At 48.1% G+C, this 19196-nt stretch carries 16 protein-coding genes; 1 reads left to right on the forward strand and 15 read right to left on the reverse strand.

Annotation, left to right across the window (positions count from 1 at the left end; translation table 11 throughout):
* Window positions 1–31 precede the first annotated feature (31 nt).
* The 15 genes from SAPGRDRAFT_RS06785 to SAPGRDRAFT_RS06870 all read right to left on the reverse strand — a co-directional run bounded on the left by SAPGRDRAFT_RS06785 (window position 32) and on the right by SAPGRDRAFT_RS06870 (window position 17682).
* The gene (locus SAPGRDRAFT_RS06785) at window positions 32–1576 is read right to left on the reverse strand and encodes a S8 family serine peptidase (protein WP_002658235.1); all 1545 of its coding nucleotides are present in this window, start codon (window positions 1574–1576) and stop codon (window positions 32–34) included.
* A 1033-nt stretch (window positions 1577–2609) separates the two neighbouring features.
* Window positions 2610–4208: a hypothetical protein gene (locus SAPGRDRAFT_RS06805; RefSeq protein WP_002658237.1), complete on the reverse strand. Its 1599-nt coding sequence runs from the start codon at window positions 4206–4208 to the stop codon at window positions 2610–2612.
* 19 nt (window positions 4209–4227) lie between these two features.
* Window positions 4228–5247 (reverse strand): FecR family protein, encoded by a 1020-nt coding sequence (locus tag SAPGRDRAFT_RS06810; RefSeq protein WP_002658239.1) that lies wholly within the window; start codon window positions 5245–5247, stop codon window positions 4228–4230.
* 52 nt (window positions 5248–5299) lie between these two features.
* Window positions 5300–5902 (reverse strand): RNA polymerase sigma factor, encoded by a 603-nt coding sequence (locus SAPGRDRAFT_RS06815; RefSeq protein ID WP_002658240.1) that lies wholly within the window; start codon window positions 5900–5902, stop codon window positions 5300–5302.
* Between the two features lie 23 nt (window positions 5903–5925).
* Window positions 5926–6399 (reverse strand): thioredoxin-dependent thiol peroxidase, encoded by a 474-nt coding sequence (gene bcp, locus SAPGRDRAFT_RS06820; RefSeq protein ID WP_002658242.1) that lies wholly within the window; start codon window positions 6397–6399, stop codon window positions 5926–5928.
* Between the two features lie 41 nt (window positions 6400–6440).
* On the reverse strand, window positions 6441–6767 hold the full coding sequence (locus SAPGRDRAFT_RS06825) for a 2Fe-2S iron-sulfur cluster-binding protein (RefSeq protein WP_002658244.1): 327 nt from the start codon (window positions 6765–6767) through the stop codon (window positions 6441–6443).
* Window positions 6768–6968: 201 nt separating this feature from the next.
* Window positions 6969–8174, reverse strand: a complete 1206-nt coding sequence (locus tag SAPGRDRAFT_RS06830) for a sterol desaturase family protein (protein ID WP_002658245.1) — start codon at window positions 8172–8174, stop codon at window positions 6969–6971.
* 190 nt (window positions 8175–8364) lie between these two features.
* Complete coding sequence (locus SAPGRDRAFT_RS06835; RefSeq protein ID WP_002658248.1) at window positions 8365–9087, reverse strand: hypothetical protein; 723 nt, start codon at window positions 9085–9087, stop codon at window positions 8365–8367.
* 89 nt (window positions 9088–9176) lie between these two features.
* Entirely contained in the window at window positions 9177–9683 is a 507-nt protein-coding gene (locus tag SAPGRDRAFT_RS06840) for a YceI family protein (protein ID WP_002658250.1), read from the reverse strand.
* Between the two features lie 29 nt (window positions 9684–9712).
* A complete protein-coding gene (locus tag SAPGRDRAFT_RS06845) occupies window positions 9713–10423 on the reverse strand; it encodes a hypothetical protein (protein ID WP_253271284.1) in 711 nt (236 codons plus the stop codon).
* Between the two features lie 151 nt (window positions 10424–10574).
* The gene (gene hutI, locus SAPGRDRAFT_RS06850) at window positions 10575–11831 is read right to left on the reverse strand and encodes an imidazolonepropionase (RefSeq protein WP_002658253.1); all 1257 of its coding nucleotides are present in this window, start codon (window positions 11829–11831) and stop codon (window positions 10575–10577) included.
* A 258-nt stretch (window positions 11832–12089) separates the two neighbouring features.
* Window positions 12090–12974 carry a thioredoxin fold domain-containing protein gene (locus tag SAPGRDRAFT_RS06855; protein WP_002658255.1) on the reverse strand — a complete coding sequence of 295 codons (885 nt, stop codon included), beginning with the start codon at window positions 12972–12974 and terminating at the stop codon, window positions 12090–12092.
* 66 nt (window positions 12975–13040) lie between these two features.
* Window positions 13041–13961 carry a class I SAM-dependent methyltransferase gene (locus SAPGRDRAFT_RS06860; protein ID WP_002658256.1) on the reverse strand — a complete coding sequence of 307 codons (921 nt, stop codon included), beginning with the start codon at window positions 13959–13961 and terminating at the stop codon, window positions 13041–13043.
* Between the two features lie 61 nt (window positions 13962–14022).
* Window positions 14023–14640: a hypothetical protein gene (locus SAPGRDRAFT_RS23425; protein ID WP_002658258.1), complete on the reverse strand. Its 618-nt coding sequence runs from the start codon at window positions 14638–14640 to the stop codon at window positions 14023–14025.
* A 393-nt stretch (window positions 14641–15033) separates the two neighbouring features.
* Window positions 15034–17682: a TonB-dependent receptor gene (locus SAPGRDRAFT_RS06870; protein WP_002658261.1), complete on the reverse strand. Its 2649-nt coding sequence runs from the start codon at window positions 17680–17682 to the stop codon at window positions 15034–15036.
* 379 nt (window positions 17683–18061) lie between these two features.
* Between SAPGRDRAFT_RS06870 and SAPGRDRAFT_RS06875 the strand changes: the two genes are divergently transcribed.
* Complete coding sequence (locus SAPGRDRAFT_RS06875) at window positions 18062–19087, forward strand: T9SS type A sorting domain-containing protein (RefSeq protein ID WP_002658262.1); 1026 nt, start codon at window positions 18062–18064, stop codon at window positions 19085–19087.
* Window positions 19088–19196 lie beyond the last annotated feature (109 nt).

Here is a 19196-nt window from a genome sequence, read left to right on the forward strand (position 1 = left end):
TTTGGGCTTTGCAAAGGTATGAAAGCAATTGCTAATAGACAAACTTTTCTGTCTTTATTAAGCGGTCTTCTTCATAGAGCGAGATAAACAAAAGTTGCCGCCCCTCAAAAGGCCCTAGTTCCCAAATAGTTAACGCCCCTTCTCCCAAGGCTTTTTCTGCAAAAAAAACTTGCCGCCCCCCTATATCTGTTATCCGCAAATGGTAAATTCCCGCTCTTTTGGTCCGATAACTTAAATATATTTGATCCGAAGCCCGCCGCCACAAAAAAGAATTTTCCTCCTCTTTTGGCCCATATAAGGATTTTAATAAGCCAAAGGCCGCCCCCAAATCTAAGCGCCCCCCAGATTTTAATTCCTCCATATCGCCCTTTTTACTCACGCTGGCCAATAAGATGTCGCGCAATAAGTACATAGCCGCCTGCGGCTCGGCCTTGAGGTAGGCCTGCCAATCTGCTGCCGGATAACTCGCCAATAGGGCGATGCCCCCCGCCAAATGAGGCGCCGCCCCAGAGGTTCCCCCAAATACATTATAAGTATTGTTGGGCCGAAGCGTATAGACCGCCCCAGGCGCCGCCAAATCTAAATGCAAAGGGCCATAGGGCGCATTGCGGTCCAATGCATCATAACGATTGCTCAAACTTACAGTCATTAAGGACTCGGAGGGACAAAGACAGGGCATGTCGCCTACCTCATCTATGTTTTCTTTCCGATTCATACTGGCCGCCACACTCAAAATGCCCGCCTGCCCCAAACTATCATAAACCCCACACCAAAGCGGATGATCCTCGGGCCGCCCAAAGTCTATGCCCGCCGATAAATTGCTCACAACAATATAGGCCCCCTCTTGCCCCCCACTAGCCTCATAAAGCTGCCGCATTTTCCAGATGTAGTAGTAGCTCGCCAAAATGTTGCTCTCCTCCAAAAGGCTGTTGGCCGATTGCCCCGAAATCAACATGATTTTTATGTCCCAGTTGATGCCCGACATGCCAATCCCATTGTTTCCCTTGGCCCCAATAATGCCCGCTACCGAACTAGCATGGCTGTCGGCCAGATGATCATCATCTCCACTATCCCCTCGCCAACCCCGATAATCATCGATGTAGCCGTTTTGGTCGTTGTCTATTCCATCATCCGGAACTTCCCCCCAATTGATATATATATTTTCTGCCAAATCCTCATGCTGCCAGTCTCCTCCCCCATCAATTACAGCCACAACAAGGGTATCAGAGCCCGCCAAACCGCCAGTGGTTTCTTCCCAAATTTCGGGCAAACCCAATAATTCCATGTTCCACTGCCAAAAATCATATTCGGGGTCGTTGGGCCTAGCCCGATACTGCAATTGATGCTCCCACTGCCAGTTTTGAGGCCCCAAGCTTTGGTCCAAATACTGCCGCACCTCCGCACTGTCTTCTGCCGCTATGCTGTAGCGCCAAATACCCCAATCTTTGGCCAAACAATCTTTTTTTTGCGCCAATAGGTTCAAGGATTGCCCCGGCTCTAGCCGTAAGAGCAGCTTTTTTTGCCCCCATAAACTCCCCGATAAACATATTAGGAATAGCATTATTTTTAGTCGCATATCTTTTCATTTTTTTCACTCACTAAGTTACAAAGTTTTTTGTTCTGGGGCTGCCCCGCCCTGCGGGCGGGTCGGGCTGTGTCAGGGCTCGCAGGTCTGCTCGGCCCTGCGCAAAATTTCGCTACGCTCATTTTGCTGGGTCTGCGGCTTCGCCGCCCCCTTAACCATCCCTCAGCCGGCGGCTTCGCCGCCTCTAGACGCATAAAACGAGACTGTTTAAAATTTTGTGTTTCTCCTTTTTGCTGCCTAGGAAAAAGCTAGCTCGAGCTGGTCAAATGCTAAGTCGAGCTAGGAAAAAGCTAGCTCGAGCTAGTCAAATGCTAAGTCGAGCTAAGAAAAAGCTAGCTCGAGCTAGTCAAATGCTAAGTCGAGCTAGGAAAAAGCTAGCTCGAGCTAGTCAAATGCTAAGTCGAGCTAAGAAAAAGTTAGCTCGAGCTAGTCGAATGCTAAGTCGAGCTAGGAAAAAGTTAGCTCATTAGCCTTTGGGAATAAGTTCACTAAGTCAGCATCTTAACTTATTAGTAACAATTGGGCATAAAAAAGGCGCAAAACCTAAGTTTTGCGCCTTTTAGGCGGCCAAAGCAGAATGCCCAGCCTAAAAATGGCCGTTGAGCGGTCACAACAAGGTCTTTAGACCGCAGTTCGACGACCGAAGGGAGTAACCGATGTGCAGCAGTGGCCCGAAGGGCCACAGGCCTAGCGATGTGCAGCAGTGCGGCGAAGCCGCAGACCAAGGCCGTCAGGCCGCAGGGCCGAGCGAACAGCGAGCTGCGAAACGTAGCGCCGACGAGCGAAGCGAGGCGGAGGCCCCAAAACAGCAGCGAACCCCAAAGCGACAACAAGCCCTTTAGGGCGCAGTTCGACGACCGAAGGGAGTAACCGATGCGCAGCAGTGGCCCGAAGGGCCACAGGCCTAGCGATGTGCAGCAGTGCGGCGAAGCCGCAGACCAAGGCCGTCAGGCCGCAGGGCCGAGCGAACAGCGAGCTGCGAAACGTAGCGCCGACGAGCGAAGCGAGGCGGAGGCCCCAAAAGCTACCACAATTTATAACGAACGGCCAACTGCCAGCCCCAAAACAAGCGCTGTTCCCAATCGCCTTGTTTTTTTTGCCAGAGCAACTGCTGCCCCAAAGCCTGGCTAGCTTCTATATTTTGCTGAACAAAATTGAGTTCGGGCCCCGTGAGCAGCTCCAGCCCTGGCCCCAAAGAATGAGAAAAAAGGGCTCGTAACTGCAACAAATGCCCCTGTCTATTGGTCCAATCGGGCCCCTCTTGTAAGCTATAAGCCAGTAATTCGGGCTGCAAATAATAGCCTTTTTCCATGGGCAGGCGGCAGCCCAAGCCAAAGCCCCAGAGCCAAATCGGTTGATCTAGGCGCTGGCCAATTTCATAAATTGTATAAAAGCGGGGGTGGCCAATTTGCAGACTTTGCTGGGCGTGCAAAGCGGCAGAGCCTCCTAGACTGATGCGGTTGTAGCCTCCTTTTTTGTAGATATTGAGCAGACCGATGCCTAGGCCAGCAGCAGCCGTATCGCAAATATTCAAGAGGCCCAACTGGCAGCCCTGCAAATGGCCCGTATAGTTGATGCTGCCTAACTGCAAGCCCTGCAGGCTATCTGTATCATTGAGGCCCAAACTGAGTTGGCAGCCCTGCAATTTGGGCGCCCGATTATAGTAGCCGCCCAGCTGCGCATGCGCATTGGACCGGCTATAATTGAAGAGGCCTGCCAACTGCAAACTATTGGCCGCATAGCCTTGGCCCAAGGCCAAATTTCCGAAAAGCGCAAACTGCGAGCCCGACAAGCTGCTATCGACTCGATTTAGGCCCAAAGAAAGCTGGCTTCCATAAAGCCTAGCCGTCTGATTGTAGAAACCAGCGGCCTGCAAGCCCATTAGTTCCCCCTTCACCTGATTGGCCAAAAGTGCAAACTGAAAGCCCATAGCAGACTCCTCGACTCGGCTAGCGCCCAAGCTCAGCTGCAGGCCCAAAAGCTGTCGGCGGCGGCCCCAACCAATATCTAGCGCTAACACCTGCGCCTTGACGGCCTGCTCCTCGGCTGTACCAAAAAAAGACAGCTGAAAAATGGACAACTCCTCTAAAAACTGACGTTCTAGGGCCTCCTTCCAAAGCGCTCCCCAGTCGACCAAAATGCCTTGGGCTTGAGGTTGGGCATCTAAAGAAATCAGTAAGCCCTCGCTATAAAGAGGCGGTAAAACCACCGAACTCAGGCGGATTTTGGGAGGCAGTGGGCGGCTATAAGGTAGAGGCGACTGTGGGGCTAGGGCTTGTTGTTTTGGGGCCAAAACGGGGGCGGCCAAGCTCCATTGTTCCTTGGGCGTACTATCCTTAAGGGCCCAGAGCTGACCTAGCTTTTGGTAGGCCAAATTATTCTTCCCCAATAAATCGACTAGGGCCGTATCTAAGGGCAAATTATTGGCCCTATGAAAAATAGCTTTGGCCAAAGTCAAGCGACCTTGGCCATAGGCAAAGCGCAATCCATAAGACTGCTCCAATTCAACTAAGACTTCCTTTAAAGTTTCTCCCTTAAAGTCCCATTGAGCTCGCTGCCCCAAAATAAAAAGCGGCAGACTGCCCAAGAAAAACAGCAAAAGGAAGCGGGCAAATAAACGCATGACAATACATTAAAAGGCTTTAATCTAAAGCAGAAGTACAGGCTGCTCCAGAGAGCAAATAGGTTTTATCGGCTACTTTTTTCACTGATAAATTGAGGGTAAAGCTAACTGCTTGTAGGACCTCCTCCACCTTAGGTGACTTAAAGCTGCCATTAAAAAGGCATTGGCCCAAAGCTTCGTCTTCAAACTCTAGATGCACTCCATATTTTTGTTCTACATCTTGGCGCAAATCGGCTAGGGCAAAATCCTTATAATTTAGGAGGCCATCTCGCCAATAGGTAGGATTGACAGGGCTTTTCAGTTTGGCCCTTTTGTCTTTATAATTATAATAAACGGCCTCTCCTTTTTCCAGAACGTACTCCTCTCCTTCTGGGCTGCGGTAGCGGACCTTTCCTGTGCTTACCGACAGGCACATTTCGCTTTCATTTTCATAGGCCCGAACATTAAAGCTAGTGCCCAGCACTTCTAATTGTCCAGCTTTGGCAATTTGCAAAACGAAGGGATGTTCTAGATCTCGGTTAATCTCAAAAAAGGCCTCTCCGGCCAAAAGCTCTACCTCTCTACGATCTTGGAAGCGATCGGGATAGCGGAGTTTACTCTTTTTATTGAGGAAAATGATGCTACCATCGGGCATTTGCAAATTGCGGCTATCTTGGGCCTCTAGTTCTAGCCAATTGAGCTCGGCCACCGCTTCTGATTTCCAGTTAAAGCTACCGGTTCCATAAAGGACAAAAACCACCAGCAGCAAGCTAGCGGCTACAGCCGTCAGATTGGTATAGCGTTGCCAAAAGGTTTTTTTCGGTCTTCTTTGCTGTAGCTTTTGCTGTAGCTGCAGCCAAACCTCTGCTTGGCTGCTGGGGGGCAAGTCTGCTTCTGGCAGGCTCCAAATGCGCCCTAGCTCGGCTTGTAGGGCCTGATGTTCTTTTGAAGCGGCCAGCCATTCGGCCAGGGCTTCTTCCTCTTCTTTTGCTAAGCAATTTTGGACGTCCTTGGCTAGTAAGGACCATGGAATATCTTCGCCATTGTATAATGTTGCCATATTATTCTTGAATCTAATTTGGGGCTCTGCCTTTGGTTTATTGCTGGATGTCTTAGAAGAACTTAGCCCCTATGCTAGAACAAACTTTAACAATAAAGAGCGCCAAAGGCAAGTAGGGGCTCAATAATTTGCGCATTACCTTTAGGGCCTTGCCCATTTGGTTCTCTACGGTTTTTACCGAGATATTCATGCTCTCTCCAATTTCCTTATAAGAGAGTCCATCAAATCGGCTAAGAACAAAGACAGAGCGACAGCGAGGCGGCAAACTCTTAATCGCTTTATTTAGGGCCTGCTTCAATTCTTTTTCTGCATAAACTGCTTCTGCATCGGCAGTTGGGGCTGCGGCCAGATCGTGTTGGTCCTCTATATCTTCTATAAAGTACTTTTTGTGCTTGCGCAAATGGCCCAAGGCCTCATTTACCGCCATCCGACGCAAATAAGGCCCTATTGGTCCACGTATATTCAGCTTTTCTCGCTTTTCCCAAAGTTTGAGGAAGACCTCTTGAGAGAGGTCTTCAGCCGTAGCTTTATTTTGCAACATCCGATAAATAATGCGGTATATCGACTGATAATGCTGCTCAAAAATGGCCTTGAGGGCCAGCTCTTGGCCCATACTCAATTGCTCTAGCAAAAGTATTTCGCGATCTGTATTCATGCTCGCTCCCTAAATGGTTTGGCCTAGGATAATTTCTCCATGGCCTTCAAAATCTGCTCTGTGTGTTCTGCAGTTTTGGGGCGCTTAAATACTTTTAAAATGACGCCCTCTCCATCTATGATGAAGGTGGTCCGCAATACCCCTAGTTTGATTTTGCCATACATGTTTTTCTCGCCCCAGGTCCCATAAGCTTCCATAATGACTTTTTCCTCATCGGCAATCAATGGAAAGGGCAGGCTATATTTTTCAATAAACTTCTGATGCGAGGCTTCGCCATCGGGGCTTACGCCAACTACCGCATAGCCTTGTTCCAATAAAGCCTCATAGTTATCTCGGAGGTTGCAGGCTTCTTTGGTACAACCAGGGGTGTCGTCTTTGGGATAAAAGTATAAAATCAGGGTTTTGCCCGAAAAATCGGCCAAGCTGATGCTTTTCCCACTCTGATCTTTGCCCTCAAAGTTAGGGGCCTTATCTCCTGCTTTTAATGTAACAGCCATTTTGTTTCTTGTTTTTGTTTTCCAAAATAAACGTAGATTCCTTACTCCTCTGCTGCGGCCAAGCGCACCAGCAAGCCCTCTAGATTGGGCCGCAACTGGATTTGACAGCCCAAACGACTATTGTCCTCCACAAAAAAGGCTTGGTCCAGCATATCTTCTTCATCATCAGAGGGCTCATTCAATTCATGATCGCTCTCTATATACATATGGCAGCTTGCACAAAGCGCCATCCCCCCACAGGTCCCTTCTACAGGCAATTCATAGGCCTTGCAAAGCTCCATCATGTTCATATTCATATCGGTGGGGGCATCCAGTTCATGGGCCTGCCCATTTCGGTCAATCACCGTTACTTTGATTGTATCTGACATTTCTTTTTATTTTTTTGGGGCCTCCTGCCTGCGGCAGGCGCTACGCTTTGGGGCTCGCAGGTCTGCTCGGCCCTGCGGGCTCCACTTCGTTCCGCCCTGGGTCTGGCCTGACGGCCACCCCGCCGCATCGCTAGGCCAACAGCCGCAAAGTTAGGCTTTTGTTCGCATTCTAAAAATCTAGCTTCAGCTTTTATGCTTTTACTAGGAGTTTGCCTTTCTCCATTGGTAGTAAAATAGCAGCCCTAAAGAGATAATGGCCCAGGCGGCTAGTCCCCAAATATAGCTCCCCAAAGGAAAGAGGAAATAAAGGGCCAAGGGAGTAGCGAGCAGCCGTAAATACTCGGAGGGCAAGCCCCATTTTTTGAGGTCCAATAAGCCGCCCAAATTGCCTAGTGCCCAAAGTATGACAACATTTAAAGCCAAAAGTTTAGGCCAATCCAACTGACTTTCAACCATCAGAAAGACCGTGGCCCCCAAAAGGATAATGACATATTGTATGAGCACATAAATGGGTAAAAAGGGCGGCAGGGGGGGATTATATTTCTCGGTCTTTTGTCGGTCTACTGCGGGCACCTTTTGCTGCCCGCCCATATCTTCAGGTAGCCAGCCCGGCCGCTCTACCCAAAGCCGCAGACGGTCTTTCCAACGAGGCATTTGCCCCGCCGCCGCCCATAAATCGGCATAATAATCAAAATTGGCCCAAATGGGATTATATGTAGCTAAGGGCTTAGTTACGCCATAGACCACCTCGGCTTTTTCGGGCTCAAAGGTGCCAAACCAACGGTCAAATAAAATGAGGGTGCCCCCATGGTTTTTATCAATATACTCTGGATTGCGGCCATGATGCGCCCGATGATGAGAAGGCGTATTAAAGACATACTCAAACCAAGCGGGCATTTTGCGAATGGCCTCCGTATGAATCCAAAATTGGTATAAGGTCTGAAAGGTCCCAATGATAAAAAAGGGAACAGGATCAAAACCCAAAAAGGCCAAGGGCCAGTAAAAAACGGTCGAAAAAACGCCCTGAAATGCACTTTGGCGCAAAGCCACCGACAAATTATAGTCCTCACTTTGATGATGCACCACATGCGCCCCCCAAAAGCTATTGATTTCATGTGAATAGCGATGAAACCAATAATAAAAGAAGTCGATCAAAATAAATAGTAGGATATAGCTGGCCCAATGATTTGGTACCGATAATAAGCGCCAGTGCTCATAAATATAAACATAGCTGCCCAGGCCAATAATTTTGATAAACACCCCAGTGACCTGTTGTCCTACTCCACAACTAATATTGGCTACAGTATCGCCCAAGCGATACAACTGTTGTTGACTAAAATAGCCAATCAATAGCTCTATTCCAATAAGCAAGAAAAATACTGGAATTGCATAAATCATGATGTCCATAAGGCAATAGTTTAGCGATGAGGATAACTATGGGTTCCTACAGGCGGCAAAGCCGCCGCAGGCCCAGCGCTGCGGAGCGGGTGGCCCGCAGGGCCAGACCCAGCGGGCGAAGCCCGCGCAGGGCCGAACAGACCTGTGAGCCCCGCAGCATAGCGGCGGCCAGCTTGCTGGCCGCGGGCCCCAAATTATCTTACTGCATGATAAATATGGCCGCAGAAACCTCAAAAATGAGGTTATAGACCTTTTGTTCTTGGCTCATAATGGCATTTCCGTTTTGGTCTACCGTGCCCGTAGAGTAGCCAGCGGGCACAAAAACCTGCCGTGTAATATCGGGGCTAATGCTGGCCTCTAAGCGCAGGCCCAGGCCAGAATCGGGCAAGCGCAAATCATAGCCGCCCGCCAATTTCACGCCCAAAAGCGCTCTGTTAACGCCCTCTACCCCAAAGCCCACTAATTGGTAGTCCATGGTGTATTCGGCCCGCAAACCGAGGAGAAAATAAAGACGATCTCGCTCTTCGGGGCCAGTTAGATAATTCTTTTTGAAGGCGCCTAAAAGGGTTAAATTGTGAAACTCATTGGCGGGGACCTTGCTGCCGCCCACAAACATATTGCGGAAACTACTGCCCTTTTTATGGTAGCCCAGGGCAAAGAGATAAGAAGTTTGTTGGCCATTTTCTGCGGCCCCCAAACTTTCGATAAACAGGCCCGTATGATAAGCCATCAAGGCATTTCGCTGAAAGTTATTCCAGTTTTGGGTGGCTACCGTTCCGCCCCCATAAAGGCCATAATAAAAGCCTCCGCTCTGCTGCTCCTCCTCTTCTTCTTGGGCCAAAAGCGCTGAGGAACTGCCCAAAAGGGCAAACAATAATAATAGATATTGGGCAAAGGCTAGCCCTATAATTGATCTTCTCATTGGCTAATTTTTTTTACAAAATAAGCCTTTTTTGTGGAGCAGCAAAAATAGAAAAGGCCCGAGGATGCTCCTCGGACCTTAAAGAAAACTTATTGCTCGATATGCAAAAAGAGCGTCAACTTGTTGGCTAGGGTCCAACTGCTGCCCCCCACCTCAAAATCTCTGCGGTTAATTTGCAGCTCGGTATCAAAAACCGTTTTGCCGTTCTTTTCACTAACCTTCACCTCAAAAACGACCTTTTTGCTCACATTCTTAATTTTCAGATTGCCCGCAATCTTTAGGCGGTTGGCCGAGACCTCGCTAACCGCCGTCGACTGAAAGCTCATTTCTGGATAAGTATCCACCTCAAAAAAGTCTTCATTGCGCAAATGCTTATCTCTGGCGTTGTTGTCGGTGTCTATAGATTTGACCTGAATGCTGCCATTAAAATAGCTTTGCCTAGGCACTTTTTTATCATATTTGATCTCGGTCTTGAAATCGGAAAAAGAGCCCGGCACCGTAAAGCCCGCATTCTTAATTTTAAATGTAACAGTCGATTGAGCTGTTAGGCTTGTAGCGAAGAGCAGCATGCTCAAACTTATCCATAGTTGTTTCATAGTCAATTAAATTTGGAAGGGAAAAAATCTTAGAAGGGACGATAATAGAAGGCCAAAAAGCCTAAAATCGCCTTATGCCGAAAGCGGTCGTTGTCTTCAGTTAGTTTTTCATCTGACTGAAATTCGACAAAAGTCATATTCAGGCCGCCACGAACACCCAGTTTTTCAGTGATGTCATAGGCAACATAAAACTCCGAAACCAATTGCCCAATGTCATTATCGCCAATGAGCAAAACAGAAGGGGTAGTAGGGCGGCCAGTTTGGTTAATGGCATACTGACCATTATTATCAGTACTTGTAAAAACGCCTGTTGTTTCTTTGCCAAAACCAAAGCCCAAAACATCAATATTAAAGCCCGCCTTGAGCTTGGGCGTAATCAAGTAGCCAACATGCAAAGAGGCGGCCAAAGCGGCACTAAAGGGCTTGTCCACCAACATACTATCAATCAAATCATCTTTGGTCAGTTTGTAGGGAGCCGTCGTATAGAGCAATTGATCGCTGGCCCCAAAGGCCGAAAACCGAAGGCCATAGCCCAATAATAATCGACGGTTTTTGAGCAGGGCATGCTCTCGCTGAAAAGAAAGGGCGTTAATATAAAGCGTACTCTCCGAGGCAGAGCCCGCCCCTATGGCAAGGTCCAAGCTGTTATAGATCTTGGGCAGCTCTTCGGCTTGCCCCCAGCTTTTTGGGCCGATAAAAAGGGCCATTAACAGGCCCAAGGCCATCATCCAGTTTTTCATAAGGTATTGATTTAGATAAGAAGCTGTTGATTAGAACGACAATATATACAATCAAAGTAAAAAATTGTTGTATATACATCAAAAAAAGCCTAACTCCTTTCATATAAAAAGAGTTAGGTCCAATAAACCAATGAAGATCTAGTACTTTTGCTTAGCCTAAGGCTTGTTTTTCCCAATGCAACGCCCCATTTAAAAAGACGGCCTCAATGAGGTCCGAACCAAAGCTATAGGGCAAATAAGCCAAGCTAGGCAGGGCTTCCGTTAGGAAGAAATTGGCCCTAGCGCCTGGGCGAATACAGCCCAGTTCTTGCTCTAGGTCCATGGCATAGGCCCCATGCAAAGAGGCGGCATTAATGGCCTCTTCGGGCAGCATCCGCAGCTGGATACAGGCCAAGGAGCAGACAAAGGGCATTCGGCCCGAGGGGGTGGTACCCGGATTATAATCACTGGCCAAAACAACAGCGGCTCCCGCCTCAATTAATGCCCTGGCTGGCGTCCGATGATCATCATTCAAAAAGAAGGGGGCCGTTGGCAAGAGGCAAGCTAGGGTATCGGCTTGGCCCAAGGCCTTCATTTCATCGGCATTGAGGACCTCTAGATGGTCCACAGAGCGAGCCCCAGCCGCTATCGCCGCCTCAATAGCGCCCATAGAATTGAACTGATTGCAATGTATTTTGGCCGGCAAGCCATAGGCCTTGCCCGCTTCCATAATCCGCTGCGCTTCCTCCAATGAGAAAAAGCCTTTCTCACAAAATACATCGATATAATCGGCCAGTTCTTCTTCGGCAATTTTGGGCAATAGCTGCTCTATTAATAGGTCCATATAGGCCGCTCGGTCTTCTTTGTATTCGGGCGGCAAAGCATGCGCCCCCAAAAAAGTCGCCTTGATGGGAATGGGTGCCCAGGCTTTGAGCGCCTTAATGACTCGCAGCATTTTGAGCTCGGCCTCATAGCTCAATCCATATCCACTTTTGATTTCCAAGGCGCCTGTCCCCAAACGCAAAAGGGCCAATAAGCGCTTTTTGGCCTCGGCCAACAACTGCTCCTCGGGCATGGCTTGCAAGCGCTTGGCCGAGTTGAGGATGCCGCCCCCCTTGGCCGCTATTTCATGGTAGCTCAATCCCTGAATCCGATAGACAAATTCCTCCTGCCGAGGGGCGGCAAACACCAAATGGCTATGCGAGTCGCAAAAGCTCGGAAATAGGTCTCTTCCTTGGGCATCATAAACGCTATACCCTTCTTTTTCGGGACAGTTATGCATGGGACCAAATTCTACAATTCGGTCGCCTTCCAATAGCATGTAGGCATCTTTCAAATAGGGTAATTGGGCCAATTCGGCGCCTCTGCGCAAGGCGGGTAGCTCTTGCGCCTGCTGCCAAATGCAGCCAATGTTTGTTAGTAATTGCATCTCGTTTTTATTGCTGTTTATCTTGTTTCTTTTGGGGCCCGCGGCCGCCCTGTTCAGGGGGGCGGCCGCCGCTAGGCTTCGCCGCTCGCAGGGCTGCTCGGCCCTGCAGCCCTGCGGGCTTTGGTCTGGCGCTTCGCGCCACGGCTGCGCAGCGCTGGGCCATTTAGGGCCTGCGGCCCTAGGCTACGCCCCAGCTAAAAAAAAACTCCCCCGCAGCCCATGGGCTGCGGGGGAGAAGATATTGAACTCTGGGCGGTATTACTTAAAATATCGCAAATCTTTAATCAATCCTTTGCGTATTTTCTTTTGCTGCAACACATTCTGAAAGCGTCTGGCGGCTGCCTGGCTCTCAAATTCACCCAGCAACAGCTGGTAGACCGTTTTGCCTCGCAGCTCATCGACATGCATGAGGATTTTGTGGCCAGGCAGCTGCTTTTGCAGGGCTTCCGCCTCTAGGGTCCAGTAATTGACTTCTTTATAGACGCCCATCTGCAAAGAAAAGCCTTCTGATTTTTGCCGTTTGAGCTCCACCTCATACAAACCTTTTCCGCTGGCCGGTATGCCCTGCTCAAAAATAGATAGGTTGCCCGATAAACGAGGCGACTCATTAGTTTTGGCTGGCGATTTTGCAGGCGGCAAAATGGGTTCTTCTGCAAGTGGTTGCGGGCTTTGCTTGGGCGTTGTGCTGCTGGGCACCGAAGGGCTGCCCTTGGGGCTGCGCACTTCCTCAAAAGCCTTGAGCAAATCTGCCGAAGACTGATAGCCCACTAAACGCTTAACCAATTTGCCTTCTTCATTAAAGATGAGTAGGGTCGGCAAGGCTTCTATCTCATATTTTTGGGACCACATGACGCCATCAAAATCTTGGACATCCAAGCGCAGGCCCACTACATTTTGGCCCATATAACTGGCCAAGCGGCTATCCTGATAGGTCGAGATATCCATATTGCGACAGGCGGCACAATAACTGGCGTCAAAGTCGACAAAATAGAGTTTGTTTTCTGTTTTTGCTTGTTGCTTGGCTGCCGTCCACTCCATTTCAGAAAAGCTCACTTTAAGCGATTCGGGCTTAAAGAAGGCCAACAAAGGCAGTAGGGCAAAAATAGCCAATAGACTTAGGGCAGTAAGGGTGTATCGTTTCATAAAAAAGGGTCTGTGCAGAGAAAAATTGTTCTTCCTTAAAGATACAAGTTCAAGAGAAAAAAACAACTACCGACTCCACAAATAGACATGACTGACCGCCAACTCTTCTACTGTAAACTGCGAGAAGTTCTGATCTATGGCCACTGTTTTTACTTCTTCGGGCCGGCCAGGGCGATGCTCTTCAGCCAAAAGGGCCAAGCCCAACTCTTGATAAAGGCCTAAGTATTGGGGCAGGCGCCAGCGGTTCTGTGGCTGCACCTCATTGTCTATGCGGGCCCATTGTTTGGGCGTAAATTGCAAGAAATTATAGATAGTAATATTGGGATCGGCATGCGCAAAATGGTCTGACATATCGACAAAGTGGGACATCAGGCCCTTGGGGTCCAGCAATTGCTGAAAACGCTGCAAAATCTGTCGTAAGGCCGCAGGATGCACATGCTCAAAGGTGTTATTGGAGTGGATCAGCTGTATAGATTGCTCCTTAAGTTCTCTCAATTCTCGAGCATCGCCCAAGAGGAAGGACAGCCTTAGTTGGGCCAAAAATGCGGCATCATCTAAATGGCTACTCTCCTTCGCCAAGGCTTGAAGAATGGCCCAGCGCTCTTCTAAAATGGGCAAACGTGCCCGAACCTCCCCTTCTTTCTCCAGAAATACTTGCAGGCAGCGCTCCCAATGCGCTCGATGCGTCAAGGGATTGAGGTCTAGGCTACGGACCTGCTCCGCCCCGACCAAAAACAAACTAATGGGCACCACCGGATACCAGCCCGTTCCCAATTCTAAGCTGTGTATACCCTGCAAACTGCCCGCATATTGCTGATAGGCAGCTATATGTTTTTGTGCATGCTCCAAACGGTCTAGAAAATAAGCATCAGAGAGCTGCACGCCCTTGGTCACATATTTTTGCATAAGGTAATTGACTTTGTGATCAAAGGGGGCGGGTAAAAAGGAGATCCCTTTTTGGACTACAGCTTTTAGCTTCCAGTTCATTTTTATGACTTTAGTTTTCGGGCCAAAGATAAGATAAGATAGAACAGAGACGTACAAAAAGCTATAGAAGATGGAAATTTTGCCCAGATTTAAACCTTGCTATGGGCCTAGCGTCTTTAGGGCAGATGAAGCAACTTGAGCTTGCTTTTATCTTCTTTGTTTTGGAAGCAAGGAGTTGGTTGTGGAGGCCAGCTCCTTTTTTTTTGGGGGGACTGTTCAACGTTTTGATGGGCTGTTTGATCTCTGTCAAATAGGGCATAAAAGTTTTGATGAGGTGTTTGATCTCTATCAAATAGGGCATAAAAGTTTTGATGGGCTGTTTGATATCTGTCAAATAGGGCATAAAAGTTTTGATGGGGTATTTTGCATCTGCAGAATAGGGCATAAAAGTTTTGATAGGCTGTTTTGCATCTGCAGAATAGGGCATAAAGGTTTTGATGGGCTGTTTTGCATCTGCAGAATAGGACATAAAGGTTTTGATGAGGTGTTTTGCATCTGCAGAATAGGGCATAAAGGTTTTGATGAGGTGTTTTGCATCTGCAGAATAGGACATAAAGGTTTTGATGAGGTGTTTTGCATCTGCAGAATAGGGCATAAAGGTTTTGATGAGGTGTTTTGCATCTGCAGAATAGGGCATAAAGGTTTTGATGAGGTGTTTTGCATCTGCAGAATAGGGCATAAAGGTTTTGATGGGCTATTTGATCTTTGGCCATGGCGGCTTTTAAGCTGCAGGCCAAGGGGTGGCCAAAATCTAGCTTAGTGGTTCCGAAATTGGCTGCGGGTTTCAACCTGCAGCTATGGCCGAAGGCCAAACGGCCTAGCGATGCGGCGGGGTGGCCGTCAGGCCAGACCGAGCCAGCTTGCTGGCGACAACAAGGCTGAAAGCCGCAGTTCGATGACCGAAGGGAATAACGGCCGAGCAGACCTGCGAGCCCCAAAGCGACAACAAGCCCTTTAGGGCGCAGTTCGACGACCAAAGGGAGTAACCGCCGCAGCTTTGCTGCGGAGGCCCCAAAAAAAAAGCCCCTATTCTTAGGCAGAATAGAGGCTATAAAATATATGTGTCAGGAGACTAGAAATCGAAATCTAGTCGTAGAGTAAAGTTGGCGGGAGCGGCTACTAGAGCTGGGCGCAGGGTATACTCTTGGTTGAGCAAGTTTTTGCCTACGACTGAGATCTTAGCGCCCCATTTTTCTTCACCTTCAGCATTTTTGAAAGCGTGGCGGTAGCCAATACGGGCGCTGAGGTTCACATATTCGCCACTATTAACGTGTTCACGGTAGCGGCCAATACCGAAGACATCAGCGGGGCCATAGCGTTCATAATCATTATCCGAGAAAACGAGATCTTGGAAAACGCGGTCGATAGCGAGCATACTACTGCTAGCGTTTACAGAGAGTCCGACTGAGAGGTTATTTTCTTTGAGGAAAAAGGCTTCGGCATCGAACTTAATAGTATGGCGGGCGCGGTACTTAAGGATATTGGTGGTATCGTTAGAGCTGAGGAGTTGTTGGCGTTCGTCAAAATCTTGGAAGCGGGGATCGAGGAACGTATAGCCAGCGAGGAGGTTCATATCTACGCCAGCGATTTTTCCGGTACCCATTACGCTAAATTCTGCACCACGGATGCTCGTATTTCCGATATTGGCTGATTGGAAAAAGACGGGAGTTGATCCGTCATTTGCCCCTCCTAATGTAATTCTGTTAATAGCCGCAGTATCTCCGCCACCAAAAGAGAACTCCATCATATTCTGGTATTGGGTCCAGAAGAAAGAGACATCAACAAAGCCCTTCCAGTTAGAAGTAATCATGAATCCTTGTTTGATCCCGAGTTCGGCAGACCAGCCAGTTTCAGATTCTAGTTCTGGGTTGGCGCGGATTTCGAGGCCTAGGCCTGCGGGGTCACCGACAAAAGTAGTGATATATCGTTCGGCGATTGTGGGATAGCGGTAACCTTGTCCCCAAGAGGCGCGAAGGAAAGTAAAGGGAGTCAGCTCATAGTTTACTCCAGCGCGGAAAACGGGTTTAGCTTCCACAGAACTAGGTTCGGGGTTCTCAATTTTGGGTTGAGAGACCGAAACTAGGATAGAGTCGGGGCTTGTAATGGCATTGCGTTCGATACGGGCGCCGAAAGAGAAATTGAGTTTACTATCGCCAAACTCATCGGTAAGGAAGCCCTTATCGAGTTGGACATAGGCGGCATAATTAGAGATATCGTATTCGGCATTACCATAGAGTTGAGATTGGGCGGCAGAATACTGGCCAACTAGGCCAGCCACCATTTTGAGGCCTTGTAATTGTTTGAACTCTCTTTGGAACTGGTACTCGCCATAGTAGAGCGTAGAGCTATTACTTTGGTTATTGCCATTCTCATTATTGATATAATAGATACGAGTTTGTAGGCGGTGGCGATTTCCTTTGCGATCAAAATAAGTGAGGTAGGGATCGACATTTATCCGAGAGGTTACTGATTCGGTCACAGAACCTGGGTAAGTAACTAAAGAGGCATTATCTATATATCGTCTTTCTCTGGCTAGGAGATAATAATTCGAGTTATTCCAGAGGAAGAAAGAAGAAGAGTTTCCAAAATTCACATTGATATTTGCGCCAACATTGAGGCTATCGGTAAAGCGGTAGCGGATATTAGCGTTGGCTCTGAGTTTGCGTTCATATTCTCCAGCTAGGTAAGAATCTTTATAGAAACCGTTGGCCCCTAGCGTCAGGTCGAGTTTACCAATTTTGCGGCGGTGGGCCAAAGAGGCGCCAAACTCGATCGGTTTGCGGTAGCCACGGGGGCCGGCTAGCCATTGGGGGGTAAAAGTTGTATCATAATAAGACGCTCCACCATCATCGGTAAGGCTAGCAGAGATAGAATCTTGGGCCCACCAAGCTTGGCCAGAGACTTCCACCATTGTGTCTGGATTATATACAGAAGGAATTTTTCTGCTGCTAGGTTGAACAAAAGAAGTTTGGAAGAGCGAGAACTTCGTCATGGGTTTAGCTTTGGCGTAGGCCGTGCGGATATTGATAATTCCGTTTAGGGCCGAAGAGCCATAGAGGGCAGAGGCGGCTCCTTTGAGGACCTCAATTTGCTCAATATTTTCTACGGGGATATCTCTCCAGTTGGCAAAGCCGGCATCGGCAGACATAAAGGGGAGATCATCTACGAGGATAAGCACGCGGCTACCGGCTCCATAAGAATAGCCAGAGCCCCCGCGGATATTGGCTTGGCCGTCTACTACCGTAACGCCAGGCACCTTATCGACCACCTCATCTACCTTTGTAGCGTTGGTATTATCGACCAAAGTGGGTTTTACCACATCAATAGAGACGGTATTTTTGGCCAGTTGCGTTCCGGCCTTAGAGCCCGTTACGGTAACCGTTTTCATGATATTATCCTCCTCTTTCATTTCCACATTGATCTCTTTAGTTTCGCCAGCGGCTAATTCCAGATCAAAAGCCTGATCGGCTAGGCCGATATAAGAGACCGTCATTTTATAGGTTCCGGCATCTACAGAGATCATATATTCTCCAGAAAGCACATTGGCCCCGGCGCCGGTAACTAACTTACCCTCAGTATCGAGGATCCGGAGGGTAGCTGGAAGGGGTTCTTTAGAGTTGGCATCAGTAACAACGCCCTTTACCGTGGCTTTTTGCCCATAGGCCCAGCTAGTCAGCAAACTGAGTAGCAGGCAAAGGCCCAATACGTTAAAGTTTTTCATTTCATCAAGTTTTAAAGTATATTTTGGATGTTCTGCATTTAGCGAAATGCCGACAAATTTAAGGCAAATAAACTAATTTCTAGGTAGATGTATAACTTTCTTCTATTTGGCGCTTCTCTTCTTATTTATTTTGGATAGGCATAGGCTGGCCAAACAAAAGTAGGGGAACGGATAAAAAAACCTTTGCTTCTAAAATTAAATGGGTAAAAAGGGGGGGAACTTCTGCCAAAATGAGCCATTTAGCCTCATTTTCCTTAGCTTGCTCTAGTTGCGGGCTTAAAAAAACTAAGGAAAAAGATTTTGTTTGCCGATAATCTTTAACTTTGTAGGCCTAACAAGCATTCTGACACCAAAATTATGAACCTTTAAATTTCATCTAATGAAAGGACTACAACTCACTCTTTTTTTGGCCCTATCACTTTTTGTTGGCCAACAACTTTTTGCTCAAGCGACTACTACTTGTAATAACAGAACTGCTCCCGAGGTACAAACTGGTATGAATAGTTATGAGGTGGGCGGTACGGTTTGGACCCCGGCTCCTCCTATGAGTGTACAGGGCGTTGGTTTTGCCAATGTAGAGTACCTCATCGTGAAGAAGGGAACCTGTGCCCTAGATAGCGCTCGTACAACCTGCGATACCACCAATGGCGGTGGCGATGTGATCATTGGTACCGATGCTGATGGTATCTTGGATCCTGCAACTCTTGGCCGCTATGGCGTAACGGTTGCTCCTGGCGATACCTTTGGTATGATTGCTATTGGATATGATATGGGGCAAGTACAAACACTCCTAGATAGTATTCTAAATGGACAATCTGCCCCCCCCTTCGTCAACCCTTGTTGTGATATTTTTAACCTTAGTGACGCTACAAGAGGTTTTTGCGATACACTTAGTAATCTAGGTATTACCTCTGTGAATGATATCAACACTCTTAGTGACGTATTGACTGTTTTTGACGCCTTTACTGATGCGCAGCTTTCTGCTCCTGCTTTGATTTCTTATATGAACCTTGTGAACAGCTATGCTACTACAGTAAATGATGTTGAATGTGGCGACCTTACAGACAACGTACTTATCTGCTACGGCCTGAATCCTTCTCAGGCCCACTACTACCGCACATCTACTACTGTAGCCACTACGCATATTGATGGCCTCAATGCCTTTAGCGTATTCCCTAATCCTGCCGCTGGCGATGTACAATTGTTCCTCGACCTTCAGGAAGAACAGGATCTACAGATCAATATCTACAATAGCTTGGGCCAACGCCTACACAGCCAAAACCTAGGCCAGCAAATGGGCCAACAGCAATTCCAATTGCCTACTGCTCAGTTTGCTGCAGGAATCTACCTCATCGAAATCAACAATGGCAGCGCTTCTAGCACACAGAAAGTTATCTTGCGCTAATTTGCCGCTATTAGGAATATTATCATAAAAGACTATTTGAGAAGGCTAGCTAATTAGCTTCTTTAATAGTCTTTTTTTTTGGGGCCTCCGCTGCGGCTTCGCCTTGCGG

It is taken from the genome of Saprospira grandis DSM 2844 (assembly GCF_000275825.1).
Lineage (GTDB): Bacteria > Bacteroidota > Bacteroidia > Chitinophagales > Saprospiraceae > Saprospira > Saprospira grandis_A.